The organism is Aromatoleum toluclasticum ATCC 700605 (genome assembly GCF_000378245.1).
Taxonomy (GTDB): domain Bacteria; phylum Pseudomonadota; class Gammaproteobacteria; order Burkholderiales; family Rhodocyclaceae; genus Aromatoleum; species Aromatoleum toluclasticum.
The window spans coordinates 48,466-63,123 of sequence record NZ_KB899512.1 but is presented as its reverse complement, the minus strand read 5'-3'; the positions used below and the strand labels follow the sequence as shown (position 1 = coordinate 63,123).

The following is a 14,658-nucleotide window of genomic DNA, read 5'->3' as shown; positions in this document are numbered from 1 at the left end:
TCTAGCGTGAGTTTGCGGGGCGTGCCGGCCGGGATGGGGCCTCGCCGTCATCATTCGACGCGCCCGCGGACGGAGGTGCGCCGAAACACTCGTCGAGGCGCTGGTGCAGCCGGCGGCGATAGAAGTCGACGAACTGCCGCGCGTGGGCGGGCTGGTGCCGGCCCGGCGCATAGACCGCGTACAGGCCGCCGCCGGGCGGCGTCCAATCGGACAGCACTCGTACGAGCCGGCCGCTGTCGATCGCCGGCCGGGCGCTGAACTGGTCGAGCGCCGAGATCCCGGCGCCGCCTTCGAGCAGGGCGCGCAGCGCCGCCGCGGAATCGGCGCGCAGGTGGCCGCGGGTGCGCACGCAGCAGCTTTCCCCGTCGGCATGGGTGAAGCTCCAGGTCAGCGGCGTCGGCAGCAGCGTCAGCGCGACCCATTCGTGCCGCGCAAGCTCTGCGGGGTGTTGCGGCTGTCCGGCGCGCGCCAGGTAGTCCGGCGACGCGACGATGTACTGGGCGAAGTCCGAGAGCTTGAGCGCGCGCATCGACGAGTCGCGCAGCCAGCCCATGCGGAAGCTCACGTCCAGCCCTTCCTCTACGAGATCGACGACCTGGTCGTTGGTGCGCAGCTCGATCTGCAGGAGCGGGTGCCGGGCCGCGAACTCGGCGACGACCCGGCCTAGCGATTGCACGGCGTGATCGACGGTGCAGCCGATGCGCAGCGTGCCGTTCAGCTCCGCGGACGGGCTGCCGAGCTGCGCGAGGGCGTCCTCGATGCCGCGCAGCCGCGGCACGCACTCGGCGTACAGGGTGTGGCCGGCGTCGGTGAGGGCGACGCGGCGCGTCGTGCGGCTGAACAGGCTGATCCCGAGTTGCGTCTCGAGGCGGCCGATCTCGATGCTGACCTTGGCCTTGGCGATGCCCAGGCGATCGGCGGCAGCCGTGAAGCCGCCGGCGTCGGCGACGGCGGCGAAGATCAGCAATCCGTTGAGGTCGATGCGGTCCGCGATGCCCATGGGAGGTGTTCTTTGTCGTTGTATGAAAAACAGTGAATTCTGGACTGAACCGTTTTTGAAAACAATCAGTGGTGTGATGATGACGCCGTTGCAGACATCACCCCCTCAACTCCCCTCCCCTTGTATCGCTCGACAAAGGTGACATCCATGAACATCGTTCTCATCGGCGCATCCGGTTTCGTCGGTTCCGCCCTGCTGAAGGAAGCGCTCGCGCGCGGCCATCGTGTCACGGCCATCGTTTCCAATCCCGCGAAGCTGGCGGCGCAACCGGGCCTCGAAACCGTCGGGGCCGACGTGCTCGACGGTGCGGCGCTCGCGCCCCGGCTGGCGGGCCACGATGCGGTCGTGAGCGCCTTCAGCGGCCACGCGCAGGCCGACGTGTATGGCTACTACGTGCAGGGCATGCGCTCCATCATCGCCGCGGCGAAGCAGGCGCGCGTGCCGCGCCTGCTGGTCGTCGGCGGAGCCGGAAGCCTCGAGGTGGCGCCAGGCGTGCAGCTCGTCGATACACCCGAATTCCCGGCGCAGTGGAAGGGCACGGCCGAAGGGGCGCGCGAGGCGCTGAAGCTGCTGCGCGCCGAGCCCGAACTCGAGTGGACGATGCTGAGTCCCTCGGCTTGGCTGGAACCGGGCGAGCGCACCGGCCGCTTCCGCCTGGGCACCGACCAGCTGCTGGCCGATGCGCAGGGCGAGAGCCGTATCTCGGTCGAGGACTACGCCGTGGCGATGATCGACGAGCTGGAGCGCCCGGCGCACTCGCGGCGGCGCTTCACGGTCGGCTATTGAGAGCGCCCGCTAGCCTCCGCTGAGCGCGCCGACGACGAGGAGTTCGTCGCCGTCGGCGAGCGGGTGCGAGAGTGCGACGGCGGGCTGGCGGTTGATGAAGAAGCGCACGTGCGGGCGGATCGCGCCGTGCTCGTCGATGACGCGGAAGCGCACGCCGGGGTGGCGGCGGTCGAGGTCGTCGAGCACCGCGCCGAGGGTCGTGCCTTCCGCGACGAGGCGGGACTGGCCGTCGGTGTAGCTGAAGAGCTGGCCGGGGACGACGGCGCGCACGCTCATGGTCAGAGTGTCGCGGCTTCGACGGAGAAGATTTCCGGCAGGTGCTCGGCGAGGCACAGCCAGGTGTCGCCCTCGTCGTGGCTGCCCCACAGCTCGCCGCAGGTGGTGCCGAAATACAGCCCGAGCGGCTTGCCGGCGTCGGCGCAGAAGGCCTGGCGCTTCACCGTCCACCACGCGTGGCCGCGCGGCAGGCCGTTGTCCTGGCGCTCCCAGCTCTCGCCGCCGTCGCGGCTGCGGTACGCGGCGGGCTTGCCGTCGGGTGAGGTGCGCGGCCAGTTCTCGGTGCCGTCCATCGGGAACACCCACAGGGTGTCGGGGTCGCGCGGATGCAGCACGATCGGGAAGCCGATGTCGCCGATCTCGGCAGGCATCGCGCGGCCGATGCGCTGCCAGCGGTCGCCGGGGCGGTCCAGGCGGTAGATGCCGCAGTGGTTCTGCTGGTACAGGCGGTCCGGCGCGAGCGGATGCAGCGCGACGCGGTGCGGATCGTGGCCCACGTCGGCGTCCGGGTCGGGCAGGAAATCGGCGGCGATGCCACGATTGAGCGCGCGCCAGTTCGCGCCGGCGTCGGTGCTCTCGAAAGTGCCGCCCGAGGACAGCGACACGTACATGTGCCGGGCGTCGCGCGGGTCGATGCAGATCGAGTGGAGCGGCGGCCCGCCCGGAATGGGGCCGATGACCTCGCGCAGGTTGGGCAGCAGCTCGTGGTTGAACCCCGCCACTTCCTGCCAGGTGTCGCCGCCGTCCTCCGAGCGGAAGAGCCCCGGCGGCACGGTGCCGGCGTACCACACGTCCGGCTCAGCGGCGTGGCCGGGGGCGAGCCAGAAGACGATGTCCACGCTGGGCGCCCTGGTGTCCGCGGACGGCGCGAAGGCGGGCGGCTTGGTCGCCTCCTGCCAGTGTTCGCCGAGGTCGGTCGAGCGGAACACCGTCGGACCCAGATGGCCCGGACGCGTGCCCAGCAGCAGTGTCCGGCGGTCGCGCGGGTCGAGCACCATGTGATGCACTGCGGAGCCGAGGAAATGCGGCCCGGTGAGGCGCCATTCGCGCCGCGCCGCGTCGGTGTGCAGGAGGAACGCACCCTTGCGCGTTCCGATCAGCAATACGATCTGGTCCATGCGCTCGCCCTCCTTCGACTTTCCAGCATAGTCGCTGGGAAAGGCGAAACAAGCATGTCGGCATTAGGGGATTTGTGCCGCTGTCGTCGCGGGCACGGCGCAAATGAAAAGCCGGCCTTGCGGCCGGCTGTCGTTGGGGTCGGGAGCGCGTGTCGCGTTACTTGGCTGCCTTCATGTCGGCCTGGCACTTCTTCATGAAGGAATTCTTCGCCGCGCCGGCGAGCGGCTTGCCGTTCTTGTCGAGGGCCTTCGCCGAGCACTCCATATTCACGGCGTCGCCGTGGCACTTCTTCATGAAGGACGACTTGGCGGCGCCGACGAGCGGCTTGCCGTTCTTGTCGATGGCCTTGGCCTCGCAGGCGGCGTCGGGCGATTGGGCGAATACCGGGCCGGCGAGGAACAGGCTTGCGAGGACGGGGGCGACGAGGGTAGCGATCAGGCGGGACATGCGCGTATCTCCAGGTTGACCGGGCGGCGACGCCGTCCGAAGGTTAGGGAATGCAGTCTGCAAGTTGCGTTCGCCAATATACGCTCCGATCATGCGTTTCGGGTGTCGGGGGGCGTCGTGTGCAGGCGAATTTTCTGTTACCCAGACCGCCCCGCAGCGGGTAGTCCAGTGCGTGACACTTGGTAACAATCGGTCTATAAATCACTTAAATCTAATGGGGCAAATACCCCATGCGAGCGTCGACAGACAAGGTCAGGCAGGGGGGCGAGCGCAATGGAATATATGGCTCCGTCCGTCCTTGTCGTAAGTCCGGACAGCGGCTTCTGCGACAAGGTCGGTGCGGCTGCAGAATTGGCGGGCGTCCAGTTGGCGGCCCGAGTGGCCGGCTACAATCAGCTGCCTGCGTTGCTTGATGCCCTGCAGCCGGACATCCTGGTGTTCGATGCGGATCCGCCGGGAGCGGAACCGGGAAGGGTGCTCGCGTCGCTCCGTCGTTCGCACCCCGGAACAGCGATCCTGATGGCAGCCAGCGCGCTGACCGACAAGCGCGTCGAGAATGCTCTGCTACAGGGCGTCAGCGGCTTCGTGGCAAAGAGCTGTGACAGTCGTGAATACGCAGATGCCATGCGTGCGATCCGGCGCGGGGAGATCTGGCTCGGGCGCGAGAAACTTGCCCATGCGCTGACCAGCCTCATCGACGCGATCAACCTGCCGGGCCACGCTCGAGAGCCTATCGCCATTGTGGAGAAGCTCAGCCCCCGGGAAGAGGAAATCGTCCAGCTGATTTCGCGCGGCTGCACGAACAAGGAGATCGCCAGGGCGCTTGGCATGAGCGACAAGACCGTCAAGGCGCATCTGAGCCATATCTTCGCCAAGCTCGGCATTACCCGCCGCGCCCAGCTGACCCAGCCGCGCATCCCTTCCGGCGCGCCGATGGTCAATTGACACGGTGCATCCGCGCCGCCGCTGCGCCAGCTTCCGCGTCACCTCAGCGCCTTGCGGATGCCGCCGCGCAAGCTTTGTGGTGCTCGGCAGACAAATCATTTGTCATTTTGCAATGGCCTAGGCCGTCGGGCCTAGGCCGCAGAGCCTAGGCCACCGCAGCGCAATTCCGGCCGCATTCCTCTGCTATTCCTAAAGCACTGAACATCGGTCCGCAAGGAGGGATGACTTTGCACCGATGACAGATGGGGGCGTCCTGAGAAGGACGGCATTTCCCCTGCCAGGGCCGCGCTGGCCCCTGACCGGGCGAAGCTTGCCCGAATCGGATAGGAGGACTTCATGAAAACGTTTACGAGATGGCTGCGCTCGTGTGCGCGCTATATAGGCGCGGCGACGCTTGTAGTGGGAGGGCTGCTGCTGGGGGCCCCGCCTGCGTCGGCGCAGAGTTGTATCCAGGATGTGTGGCAGGCGCACGGCAATACCCAGAGCCTTACTTGTACCGCCAATGACGTCACGCTGTCCTCGGCCACCAACCTCTGTATCGTTGTTTCCCCGCCCGGAGGACCACGGGACCTGAACAACGACGGCTGCCAGGACCCGAACCTGCAAGGGCAGCTCACGTGTGTCTCCGGCCAACCCTTCACCTTCACCGCCGACTTCACGATGCCTCTGACGGCGCAGGCCCGTTACGACCTCGGTCTCTACATCGCGACGGACGGCGGCGGCAATGACGGGGCATTGACGGGGCTGTGCGCGCCGAATGTGGTAACCGCTGCGAATTCGTCGACCTTCATCAACAAGGATTCGCCCCCGGACATCTGCGGCGACATCGACGACGCGCACAATCCGCAGGTGATTCATCAGACCATCACCACGACGTGTAGTGACACCAATGGCGACAACAAGGTGAATCTGCCTTGGTGTACGACTTGGCGTCAGCCGGGTGCGAACGAGGCGTGCGACTCCGGCACGTTCACGACGGCAGGCACCTTCGACGCCTACCCCGGATCGCCGTCCAAGTGTAATTGCGGCACTCTCGACATCGACGTGTTCCTCGAGACGGCGAGCATTACCGTCGTGAAGGAGGCGGTGACGCCGACGGTGCTCGAGACCGGCGGTTCCGTGACATACAGCGTCGCGGTGACCAACAATGCGCAAGTGTCGGACGTGGACCTGGATAGTCTGGTGGATAACCTGTACGGCGACATCACGACGACCGGCCACAATGGCATCACGGCCACTACTTGCACGCTGGCGACGATCCCGGCCGAGAGCAACGATCCGGGTGGGCTGAACCCGTATACGTGTCAATTCACGGTGACAGTGGGAGCGGGCGACACGGGTGACACGATCACGGACACCGTGACTGCTTGCGGAACCGACGATTTCGGTCATTCGAACCTGTGTGACGACGACCCCGCCGTAGTAACCTACATCGACGTGTCGACCCCGCCGTCACTCGCCAAGACCGCGACCGCAACGCAGGCCGTTGCAGTGGACGTGCAGTACAGCGTCTCGGTGAGCAACAACTCCACCGTCGATACGCTGACGCTGAATTCGCTCATTGACGACAAGTTCGGCGACATCACCGCGGTGGCTGGCAACGTCCAAAGCACGACGTGTGCGGTACCGCAGAACATCGCTGCGGGTGGCAACTACACGTGCTCGTTCGTTGGCCGGATCACTACCACCGGCTTGCATACGAACGTTCTCGACGGCGCTGCGAGCGACGATGATGGCGTGAATTACGGCGCGCCGCCGCTGCAGGACAGCGCGCAAGTCAATATCAGCGTGACGTTCCCGTAACAGTTGCATGCACCGGCCCTTTCGGGGGTAGCCCAAGGGTCTCTTCCTTAAGCCTGGAAGAGACCCGGCGGGCCCCCCCGTGGGGGGGGACTTGGAATAAATGCAAAAGCGTTCGGACCCCCTTGATCGGGCAACTGATCGAGGGGGTTCGCACATACCGGCAATTCAAGCCGCTTGATCACACACACGGAAGTGATGCCATGAATCGAATGACGCTATGCGCGGCGATAACGGGTTTGTCGCTTGCGGGTTTGTCTGCGCCAGCCGTGGCGCAGAAGGCAGGCGAGATGGAAAAGTTGCGCCGCGACGTGGATGCCGTCAGGCAGAGCCAGGACGCCCTGCGCAAGGATCTCGACGAAATCAAAAAGCAGCTCCAGGCGCGCATGCCGCCACCGCCGCCGCCGCTCGTGCAATCCATCGATGCCGTCGTCGCGATCGGCGACGCACCGCTCAAGGGGGTGCGGGACGCGCAGCTCACCGTGATGGAGTTTTCCGATTACCAGTGCCCGTTCTGCAAGCGCCATGCCGACAATTCGCTGCCGCAGATCGACAAGGACTTTATCGCCACCGGCAAGGTGCGTTACGTATTTCGTGACTTCCCCCTTGAGTCCATCCACCCGCAGGCTCTGAAGGCCGCCGAGGCGGCGCACTGCGCGGGGGACCAGGGGCGGTACTGGGAAATGCACGACCGCCTCTTCGCCAACCAGCAGGCGCTCGCAGTCGAGCGGCTCGTGGACCACGCCACGGCCCTGGACATGAATGCGGGATCGTTCAAGCAATGCCTGGAGAGCGGCAAGTACGTCGAACGCATTCGCGGCGATATCGCCGAGGGCCGCAAGTTGAGCGTGACCGGAACACCGACCCTGCTGTTGGGGATGAGCGTCGACGGCAACATGAAGAACGTGCGCATCATGCGGGGGGCGCAAGCCTACGCGCTGCTCAAGCAGGAGCTCGACAAGCTGCTCACGGAGAGCAAGCAGTAGGTCGTCGCTCGCAGGCGGGGAAGTGCTAAATGGAAACTCCCGCTGGTTGCCGGAACCAGCGGGAGTTTTTGCCTGGCGCGACCCACGGGGAGGTCGGGCGCGCGAAGCTTACTGCACGTTGAATGAGACGGCGGTGGTTGCGGACTGCCCGTTGAAGGCCGCGACCATTCCGGTCTGATAGGTGCCGACGGGGTCGGGCTTCTTGAGCTGGAACTGGTACAGGGCCTTGCCGTCGCTTCCGGTCGTCGCGCTGCCTTTGACCTGCGAACCGTTGGCCTTGGTCACCGTGAAGGACACCGTGGCGCCGGCCACCGGCACGCCGCCGGCATTCACGTTCGCCGTCAGATAGACCGTCTGGCCACGGGTGTAGGTGGTCTGGCTGGTCGAACCGGTCGCGCTCAGCAGCGCGGAGGAGGTGGAGCCGCCTGAACCGAACCGCACTGTGACCACAGCCTGCGTTGCGGACACCACATCCGACGTGATGCTCACGCCCGAAGCCGGATCCGTGAAAGTTCCGCCGACCACCAGCGCGGGATCCTTCCAGTCCAGATACAGCGAGGTACCGCTGTTGGGCGTCATGTCGAGGAGGTTCGCGCTGTTGCCATTGAAGCTGGTGGCGGTATGGATCAGCACGCCGTTGAGCACGTTCGTGTTGCCCGCGAGCACGCTGTCGAAGCCCACTGCCTGGCGAAATTCGACGTAGTACCAGGCTTGCTGTCCGGTGAGCGGGTCGATGCCTTTCGGAATCTTCAGGGCTTTCGGGCCCGTCCCGCTGGCGGCGTACGGTTCGAGGGTGAAGACGCCGTCGCTCGTGACGGTAGTGATCGGCGCGGTGGAGGACGTATTCAGCCAGCCCAGGCGCTCCTTCTGGAAGGCATTGTAGTGGCCGGTGCTCGAGGAGCCCATCATGTCGAACTGGTCGCCGTACTCATACGTCGTGCAGGTCGCCCCGAGGGTGTCGGCGCCGCAGTCATTCGAATGCGAGTGGAACAGGCCAATGGCATGTCCGAGTTCGTGCGCCGTCACGCCGATCTTGAGTTCGCCGGTAATCCACGTGTTCGACGGACTGCCACCCACGGACGACAGTCCCCACCAGCCGCAGGCGATCTGCGGGAAGGCATAGACGAGATGGGTGTAAGCGGACAGGTTGTATCCCGCTGCCGACGCTGCCGCCTGGGCCTGGGTGCCGATCGCATTGGTATCGCACACGCTGGAGCTGTTGGCGATCGTGAACCAGCCCGCGACGTCGGCGTTCAGCCACATCTGCTGGTGCGAGTTCTCGAGGAAATAGTCGTTGGTCGTGGTCAGGACGGACTTCGCGAAATCCGGGGTGTAGGGCTGGATCGGGTTGTCCTGGAAATTGACCAGCACAACCAGGGTCCTGTGTTCGCCCGTGGCGCTGGGGCCCGGGGCCGGCGTTCCACCGTTGCTGCCGCCGGTGGCGCCGCCCTTGGCGGCCAGGGTCAGGCTGGTTTCGCCCGACTCGAGGGCCATCGAGCTGTCCAGCTGGACGCCCTTGGCGCGCACCTGGGTACCGGTGAGCAGGCTGGGAGGCTGGGTCTTGAAGTGCAGGGAAATGCGCTGGCCCTGAGGGGTGCGCAGGTAGTGAACCAGGCGTGCCTTCTTGTTCGGATACTCTTCGTAGAACACCTCGAGTTCGCCGGCGACGTCCACATGCTGTTCGAGGGCGTTGCGTACCTGAGCGGGCATGCCGGCGCGCACGCTGGGTGAAAGGGCGAGCCGCAGCGCGGAGGCGGGGTCGTTCTTGATGAGTTCGGCGAGGAGGGCTTTGCGTTCCGCAATCGCGGCGGCCAGCTCATCGAGCCGTGCGGGCTGCTGGTGGGTGGGCGCGGCGCGGTACTGGGCGTGCAGATCCGCGAGGGACTGGGTCAGCTGCTCCGCGCGTGCCGCCTTGGAGGCCAGGGTGGTGCCGAGGGCGGCTTCGCTGCCGTCAGCCGCCGGTACAGGTGCGGCCGAAACCGTCGTTGCGGACGAAAACGCGAGCAGCGCCGTGAAGAGGCCGGTTCCGGCCAGGCGCGCAAGGCGGGTTGCACGGTGGCGCAGCGCGTTGGTGGTGGTGTTCGATTTCATTGCAATACTCCCCGTAAAACTTTCAACAACGACAGGGAGTACTGCGGATCCCGCGCCAAGGCGCGGCGAACAGGTGAGATGGCGGGACCTTTCGATCCATCCGGATTCTCGTAACCTGGCAGTCCCGCTGTCATGAGGCCTAAGCCTTTTAAACCGGTGACTTTGCGTCCCCGTCTTTCGACGGGTTTGCCCTTTTCAGTACGGTCGGGGACGTGCGCCGACCATGTGAGCAGTTACGGCAAAATAGGGCTGAACTTTAGCCTTTGACGACGGGATGTGCTTAATATGCAAAGGTTTTTTACAGAATAACCATTCTATTGCAATGGCATTGTCCGGAGGCCCGCAGGGTGGTCTTCTACGACGTGATCATGCGATGCAGGTGGCAATCGGAAAGTCACCAAGTGTCGCCGTATGGCGACACTTGGCCGCGTCTGGGAGTGCGTTGATACATCTGCTTACTTTTTCCGGCGCGTCTGGTCGGGCCGTGGCCGGATCGGCCGCAGGGGATCGGGGCGGGCGTAAACGAAAAATGCCGGCCCTGGGGCCGGCAATTCGTCGGGGTGCGGGAGCCGCTTACTTGTCGACGAAGGCGTGCTCGATGACGTAGTCGCCCGGCTCGCCGATGCGCTTGGACATCTTGAAGCCGCGGCGGTCGAGCAGTTCGCGCGAGCTCTTGAGCATCGCCGCGCTGCCGCAGATCATCACGCGGTCGACGGCGGGGTCGAGCGGGGGCAGGCCGATATCCTCGAACAGCTTGCCGCTTTCGATCAGGTCGGTGAAGCGGCCCTGGTTGCGGAAGGGCTCGCGCGTCACGGTCGGGTAGTAGATGAGCTTCTCGCGCACCGCCTCGCCGAGGAATTCGTGCTGCGGCAGTTCGTGCGTGATGTAGTGTTCGTAGGCGACTTCGCTGACGTGGCGCACGCCGTGGATCAGGATGATCTTTTCGAAGCGCTCATACACGTCGAGGTCGCGGATCACGCTCATGAAGGGCGCGAGGCCCGTGCCGGTCGAGAACAGGTACAGGTGTTTGCCGGGCAGCAGGTCGTGCAGCACCAGCGTGCCGGTCGGCTTGCGCGACATGAGGATGTCGTCGCCCGGTTGCACCTTCTGCAGGCGAGAGGTGAGCGGGCCGTCGGCCACCTTGATGCTGAAGAACTCGAGGTTCTCCTCGTAGTTCGCACTAGCGATCGAATAGGCGCGCATCAGCGGGCGGCCTTCGACCTCCAGGCCGATCATCACGAACTGGCCGTTCTCGTAGCGCAGCGCGCGGTCGCGCGTCGTGGTGAAGGAGAACAGCGTGTCGTTCCAGTGATGCACGCTGACGATCTTTTCGGTGATGAAGGCGGCCATGTCCGGTGTTTTGGTTCTTCGTTGCAAGGCGCGAATTGTACTGCTGCACTGCAGCGTGCGGGGCCATAAGCTGCTACGAAAAAGTTATATGAATGCGGCGAGAAGCCCCTGATTAAGAAAGGTTAATGCGGTCGGTTGCGGAAGTCGCCGGGCTCATCCTGCGCCCTCTTTCGCTGCGACCAACTGTGCGGGCGAGATCAGCACGCCGAACTGCTCGCACCAGATGACGACGCTGCCATAGGCAGCCAGATCCACGCCGGCCGGGACGGGATAGTTCTGGCCGCCCTTGAACGCCTTGAGCCGGCCGAGGTCGATGAACATGCTGCCGCCGACGTCGGTATCGGGCGTGACCTGCTTGTCCGGCACGAGGTAAACGTGGAATTTCGGGCCGGGGCCCACCTGAAAGTCTTGCTCCAGGTGCACGACTCCGTCATACACGCGTACGCCGCCGCGGCCGTAGTGGATCGGGTCTGCGGGGTTCGCGTGGATGAAGGTCCCGCGCGCGACGAGGGTCAGCGCCGACGGGTCGTCGATGCGCTCGTTCGCGGTGATGTCGGCGAGGAAGATGAAGGGGTAGACGAAGATGCCCAGCGCAAAGCCGGCGGCGGAGCCGAGCAGGCCACCGAGGACGAAGACGAGGATGGACCGTTTCATCGCTATCGGGCTCCTGTGCTGAGGCGGTGGCGCGATGAGTCGCGAGGGGGACGGGATGGCGCAAGAACCGGAAACCGCGTCACGGGAGGGCGGGCAGGCCGCCGCCGTGCAAGCCTACCATGAGCATAGCAAGCATCGGCCGGAGCGCTACGCGCCGGGGCCGGGGCGCCTCGACTGGGCGAACCAGCCGGATCCGTGGCGCTGCTGGGAGGGGGCCGTGCGCACGATCCTGCCGCTCGCGGCGGATGGGCTCGCGACGCGCTACGCCGCCCTGCGCCGCGGCGAGCTGCCGCCGCCCGCGCCCTTCGACCGCGAGCACGTGGGCATCCTGTTCGAGCTTTCGCTCGCGCTGTCGGCATGGAAGTCGTTCGGCGGCTCGCGCTGGGCGCTGCGCTGCAATCCGTCGAGCGGCAACCTGCATCCGACCGAGGGCTACCTGATCGCGCCGGCGCTGCCCGGCATCCCGGCCGGCGTGCATCACTATCTGAGCCGGGACCACGTGCTGGAGCAGCGCGCAGCGCCGCCGGACGACGCAAATGCGGGCAGGGAGGCGGGCTGGGAGGTGGACTGGACCAGGGCCTTCGGCGGGCAGGGGGTGCTGGTCGCGCTGAGTTCGATCCACTGGCGCGAGGCGTGGAAGTACGGCATGCGCGCATGGCGCTATTGCCAGCACGACTGCGGCCATGCGGTGGCCGCGGTGACGCTTGCCGCCGCGGCGCTCGGCTGGCCGGCGCGCGTGCTCGACCGTGCCGGCGACGAGGACATCGCGCGCCTCGCGGGGCTGGATCGCGCGGCGGACTTCGACGGCGCCGAGCGCGAGGCGCCCGAGGTGCTGCTGCAGCTCGGTGCGACGGAGGGCGGGATCGACGTCGATGCGCTGCTCGCCCTCGCAGGGCAGGCCGGCTGGCACGGACACGCCAACCGCCTGAGTTCCGCGCATGTCGACTGGCCGGACATCGCCGTCGTCGATGCCGCCGCGCGCAAGCCGCGCACCTCCGCCGCACCGGCACTTTCGCTTCCGACGCCAGCGCTGCCCGCGCCCGCGGCCCTCGATCCTCCGTTCGCGACGCTCGCGCGCCGGCGCCGCAGTGCGGTCGCTTTCGACGGCGTGACGACGATGGCAGCCGAAACCTTCTTCGCCGTGCTCGATGCGCTGCTGCCGCGCGCCGGCGTGCCGCCGTGGTCGGGCTGGCCGTGGCCGGCGCAAGTGCATCCGGCGATCTTCGTGCATCGCGTCGACGGGCTGGAACCGGGGCTCTACGTGCTGGTGCGCGATCCGGCGGCGCTCGCCGAACTGCGCGGGGCGATGCGCGAGGACTGGCTGTGGCGCAAGACGGGCCCCGCGCCGCTGCCGCTTTACCTGCTGATTCCCTACGACCTGCGTGCGACGGCGCAGCTCGTCAGCTGTCATCAGGAGATCGCTGCCGATTCGTGCTTCGCGTTGGGCATGCTCGCGCACACGGGGCTCGTCGCGCGCGAGCCGTGGCGCTATGCGCAGCTCTTCCGCGAATGCGGCCTGCTCGGCCACATGCTGTACCTGGAGGCCGAGGCGGCGGGGCTGCGCGGTACCGGTATCGGCTGCTTCTTCGACGACACGATGCACGAATTGCTGGGCCTCGCCGGTGGCGAATGGCAGAGTCTCTACCACTTCACCGTCGGCGGGCCGGTCGAGGATGCGCGCCTCAGTTCGCTGCCGCCGTATGGCGCCGCCCGGCGCGCATAGACGCCGAAAACTTGACGACCGCCCGGCGGTCACAGTCTTGTGGGGGTCGGTGCGAGAGCGAGGCAAGAGCGGGGAGGCCGCGCATGCTGCCGTGAGTGATCCGGCAAGGAGGTCGTCATGCTGGGCGTGAAGCGGTTGTATTTCCTGCTTCCGGACGTCGATACCGCGCGCCGGATCGTCGATGAACTGCTGCTTGCGCACGTTCCCTACGAGCACATCCATGTGCTGGCCCGCCGCAACACGCCGTTGGAGGCATTGCCCGAAGCTGGCGTCGCGCAGAAGACCGACCTCGTGCCGGCGATCGAGCGCGGGCTGGCGGTCGGCGGCAGCGTGGGCGCGCTCGCCGGGCTGGTGGCGCTGGTCTTCCCGCCGGCGGGCGTGGTGGCGGCCGGCGGCGCGATCCTGTTCGGTGCGCTGGGCGGCGCCGGCTTCGGTGCGTGGGTGTCGGCGATGGTCGGCGTGAGCGTGCCGAACTCCCGCCTCGAGCGCTTCGCGGAGGCCATTGAGCAGGGCATGCTGCTGATGATGGTCGACGTGCCCAAGGACCGTGTCGAGGAGTTCGAGGATCTGATCCGGCAGCATCATCCGGAAGTCGATATCGAGGGTACCGAGCCGACGATCCCGGCGTTCCCGTGAGCATCGGCGGGTAGCCGGGAGTCACGCGAGGGAGGGCAGGGCAGCCATGGCACTGGCAATCGCGCTGGTCGTGATCGTCGTCGCGACGGTGGCATTCCACTTCGCCAGTCCGTGGTGGTTCACCCCGATCGCGTCGAACTGGGGCCTGGTCGACGACACCATCCTGATCACGCTGGTGATCACGGGGGCGGTGTTCGTCGCGGTGAATCTCTTCATTGCGCTTGCGATCGTGCGTTTCCGTCATCGCGCCGGCCACCGCGCGGCCTTCGAACCGGAGAACCGGCGCCTGGAAGGCCGGCTCACGCTGCTTACGACAGCAGGCATCGTCGCGATGCTGGCGCCGGGCCTGTACGTGTATTCGCAGATGATCGCCGCCCCGGACGACGCGGCGCAGGTCGAGGTGCTGGGCCGGCAGTGGCAGTGGCGCTTCCGCTTTCCCGGCGCGGACGGCCGCCTCGGACGCACCGACGTGCGCTACGTGAGCGCCGACAACCCCTTCGGCGTGAACCCCGACGACCCGCACGGGCGCGACGACGTGCTCGTCGCGAGCCCCGAGCTGCACCTGCCGCTCGGCCGTCCCGTCGCGCTGCTGCTGCGCTCGCACGACGTGCTGCACAACTTCTACGTGCCGCAGTTCCGCGTGAAGATGGACCTCGTGCCGGGGCTGGTGTCGCGCTTCTGGCTCACGCCGACGCGTGCCGGCCGCTTCGAGATCCTGTGCGCCGAGCTGTGCGGGCTGGCGCACTACAACATGCGCGGCCATGTCGTCGTCGAGGACGAGGCGGCGTTCCGCGCCTGGCTCGCGGCGCAGCCGACCTTCGCCGCGCTGCGATGAGGAGGGCGCG

14 protein-coding genes and 1 riboswitch are annotated in these 14,658 nt (G+C 66.6%); of the genes, 7 read left to right on the top strand and 7 right to left on the bottom strand.

From position 1 onward, the window contains the following. Position 1: 1 nt before the first annotated feature. Positions 2 to 1,000, bottom strand: a complete 999-nt coding sequence (locus F464_RS0124995; RefSeq protein WP_018992598.1) for a LysR family transcriptional regulator — start codon at positions 998 to 1,000, stop codon at positions 2 to 4. 147 nt (positions 1,001 to 1,147) lie between these two features. Between F464_RS0124995 and F464_RS0124990 the strand changes: the two genes are divergently transcribed. Continuing rightward, on the top strand, positions 1,148 to 1,786 hold the full coding sequence (locus tag F464_RS0124990; RefSeq protein WP_018992597.1) for an NAD(P)-dependent oxidoreductase: 639 nt from the start codon (positions 1,148 to 1,150) through the stop codon (positions 1,784 to 1,786). Between the two features lie 9 nt (positions 1,787 to 1,795). On the opposite strand, the gene F464_RS0124985 is transcribed toward F464_RS0124990, so the two are convergent. The 3 genes from F464_RS0124985 to F464_RS0124975 all read right to left on the bottom strand — a co-directional run bounded on the left by F464_RS0124985 (position 1,796) and on the right by F464_RS0124975 (position 3,628). Continuing rightward, positions 1,796 to 2,062, bottom strand: coding sequence for a MoaD/ThiS family protein (locus F464_RS0124985; RefSeq protein WP_018992596.1), 267 nt, complete (start codon positions 2,060 to 2,062; stop codon positions 1,796 to 1,798). A 2-nt stretch (positions 2,063 to 2,064) separates the two neighbouring features. Then, positions 2,065 to 3,180, bottom strand: coding sequence for a WD40/YVTN/BNR-like repeat-containing protein (locus F464_RS0124980; protein ID WP_018992595.1), 1,116 nt, complete (start codon positions 3,178 to 3,180; stop codon positions 2,065 to 2,067). Between the two features lie 157 nt (positions 3,181 to 3,337). Next, positions 3,338 to 3,628, bottom strand: coding sequence for a hypothetical protein (locus F464_RS0124975; protein ID WP_018992594.1), 291 nt, complete (start codon positions 3,626 to 3,628; stop codon positions 3,338 to 3,340). A 273-nt stretch (positions 3,629 to 3,901) separates the two neighbouring features. Between F464_RS0124975 and F464_RS0124970 the strand changes: the two genes are divergently transcribed. From F464_RS0124970 to F464_RS29525, 3 genes are all read left to right on the top strand, one after another. Next, the gene (locus F464_RS0124970) at positions 3,902 to 4,573 is read left to right on the top strand and encodes a response regulator transcription factor (RefSeq protein WP_157354159.1); all 672 of its coding nucleotides are present in this window, start codon (positions 3,902 to 3,904) and stop codon (positions 4,571 to 4,573) included. 336 nt (positions 4,574 to 4,909) lie between these two features. Then, entirely contained in the window at positions 4,910 to 6,376 is a 1,467-nt protein-coding gene (locus tag F464_RS0124965; RefSeq protein WP_157354157.1) for a hypothetical protein, read from the top strand. Between the two features lie 122 nt (positions 6,377 to 6,498). Beyond that, positions 6,499 to 7,359 carry a DsbA family protein gene (locus tag F464_RS29525; protein WP_157354155.1) on the top strand — a complete coding sequence of 287 codons (861 nt, stop codon included), beginning with the start codon at positions 6,499 to 6,501 and terminating at the stop codon, positions 7,357 to 7,359. A gap of 108 nt (positions 7,360 to 7,467) precedes the next feature. Here the strand turns inward: F464_RS29525 and F464_RS29520 are convergent, their stop codons facing one another. The 3 genes from F464_RS29520 to F464_RS0124945 all read right to left on the bottom strand — a co-directional run bounded on the left by F464_RS29520 (position 7,468) and on the right by F464_RS0124945 (position 11,454). Then, positions 7,468 to 9,450: a M12 family metallo-peptidase gene (locus F464_RS29520; protein WP_018992590.1), complete on the bottom strand. Its 1,983-nt coding sequence runs from the start codon at positions 9,448 to 9,450 to the stop codon at positions 7,468 to 7,470. Between the two features lie 114 nt (positions 9,451 to 9,564). Next, a riboswitch (cyclic di-GMP riboswitch) is annotated at positions 9,565 to 9,651 on the bottom strand. A gap of 372 nt (positions 9,652 to 10,023) precedes the next feature. Then, a complete protein-coding gene (locus tag F464_RS0124950; RefSeq protein WP_018992589.1) occupies positions 10,024 to 10,800 on the bottom strand; it encodes a ferredoxin--NADP reductase in 777 nt (258 codons plus the stop codon). A 153-nt stretch (positions 10,801 to 10,953) separates the two neighbouring features. Beyond that, the gene (locus tag F464_RS0124945; protein WP_018992588.1) at positions 10,954 to 11,454 is read right to left on the bottom strand and encodes a DM13 domain-containing protein; all 501 of its coding nucleotides are present in this window, start codon (positions 11,452 to 11,454) and stop codon (positions 10,954 to 10,956) included. A 55-nt stretch (positions 11,455 to 11,509) separates the two neighbouring features. On the opposite strand from F464_RS0124945, the gene F464_RS0124940 reads away from it, so the two are divergent. The 3 genes from F464_RS0124940 to F464_RS0124930 all read left to right on the top strand — a co-directional run bounded on the left by F464_RS0124940 (position 11,510) and on the right by F464_RS0124930 (position 14,648). Continuing rightward, positions 11,510 to 13,177 (top strand): nitroreductase family protein, encoded by a 1,668-nt coding sequence (locus F464_RS0124940; protein ID WP_018992587.1) that lies wholly within the window; start codon positions 11,510 to 11,512, stop codon positions 13,175 to 13,177. A gap of 117 nt (positions 13,178 to 13,294) precedes the next feature. Further along, entirely contained in the window at positions 13,295 to 13,813 is a 519-nt protein-coding gene (locus F464_RS0124935) for a hypothetical protein (RefSeq protein WP_018992586.1), read from the top strand. A gap of 46 nt (positions 13,814 to 13,859) precedes the next feature. Further along, positions 13,860 to 14,648: a cytochrome c oxidase subunit II gene (locus F464_RS0124930; protein ID WP_018992585.1), complete on the top strand. Its 789-nt coding sequence runs from the start codon at positions 13,860 to 13,862 to the stop codon at positions 14,646 to 14,648. Positions 14,649 to 14,658: the final 10 nt, after the last annotated feature.

What these genes read in the sequence shown, in the direction of transcription:
- F464_RS0124995 (WP_018992598.1), bottom strand. Translation starts at nt 1,000, where the DNA reads ATGGGCATCGCGGACCGCATCGACCTCAACGGATTGCTGATCTTCGCC.
- F464_RS0124990 (WP_018992597.1), top strand. Translation starts at nt 1,148, where the DNA reads ATGAACATCGTTCTCATCGGCGCATCCGGTTTCGTCGGTTCCGCCCTG.
- F464_RS0124985 (WP_018992596.1), bottom strand. Translation starts at nt 2,062, where the DNA reads ATGAGCGTGCGCGCCGTCGTCCCCGGCCAGCTCTTCAGCTACACCGAC.
- F464_RS0124980 (WP_018992595.1), bottom strand. Translation starts at nt 3,180, where the DNA reads ATGGACCAGATCGTATTGCTGATCGGAACGCGCAAGGGTGCGTTCCTC.
- F464_RS0124975 (WP_018992594.1), bottom strand. Translation starts at nt 3,628, where the DNA reads ATGTCCCGCCTGATCGCTACCCTCGTCGCCCCCGTCCTCGCAAGCCTG.
- F464_RS0124970 (WP_157354159.1), top strand. Translation starts at nt 3,902, where the DNA reads ATGGAATATATGGCTCCGTCCGTCCTTGTCGTAAGTCCGGACAGCGGC.
- F464_RS0124965 (WP_157354157.1), top strand. Translation starts at nt 4,910, where the DNA reads ATGAAAACGTTTACGAGATGGCTGCGCTCGTGTGCGCGCTATATAGGC.
- F464_RS29520 (WP_018992590.1), bottom strand. Translation starts at nt 9,450, where the DNA reads ATGAAATCGAACACCACCACCAACGCGCTGCGCCACCGTGCAACCCGC.
- F464_RS0124950 (WP_018992589.1), bottom strand. Translation starts at nt 10,800, where the DNA reads ATGGCCGCCTTCATCACCGAAAAGATCGTCAGCGTGCATCACTGGAAC.
- F464_RS0124945 (WP_018992588.1), bottom strand. Translation starts at nt 11,454, where the DNA reads ATGAAACGGTCCATCCTCGTCTTCGTCCTCGGTGGCCTGCTCGGCTCC.
- F464_RS0124940 (WP_018992587.1), top strand. Translation starts at nt 11,510, where the DNA reads ATGGCGCAAGAACCGGAAACCGCGTCACGGGAGGGCGGGCAGGCCGCC.
- F464_RS0124935 (WP_018992586.1), top strand. Translation starts at nt 13,295, where the DNA reads ATGCTGGGCGTGAAGCGGTTGTATTTCCTGCTTCCGGACGTCGATACC.
- F464_RS0124930 (WP_018992585.1), top strand. Translation starts at nt 13,860, where the DNA reads ATGGCACTGGCAATCGCGCTGGTCGTGATCGTCGTCGCGACGGTGGCA.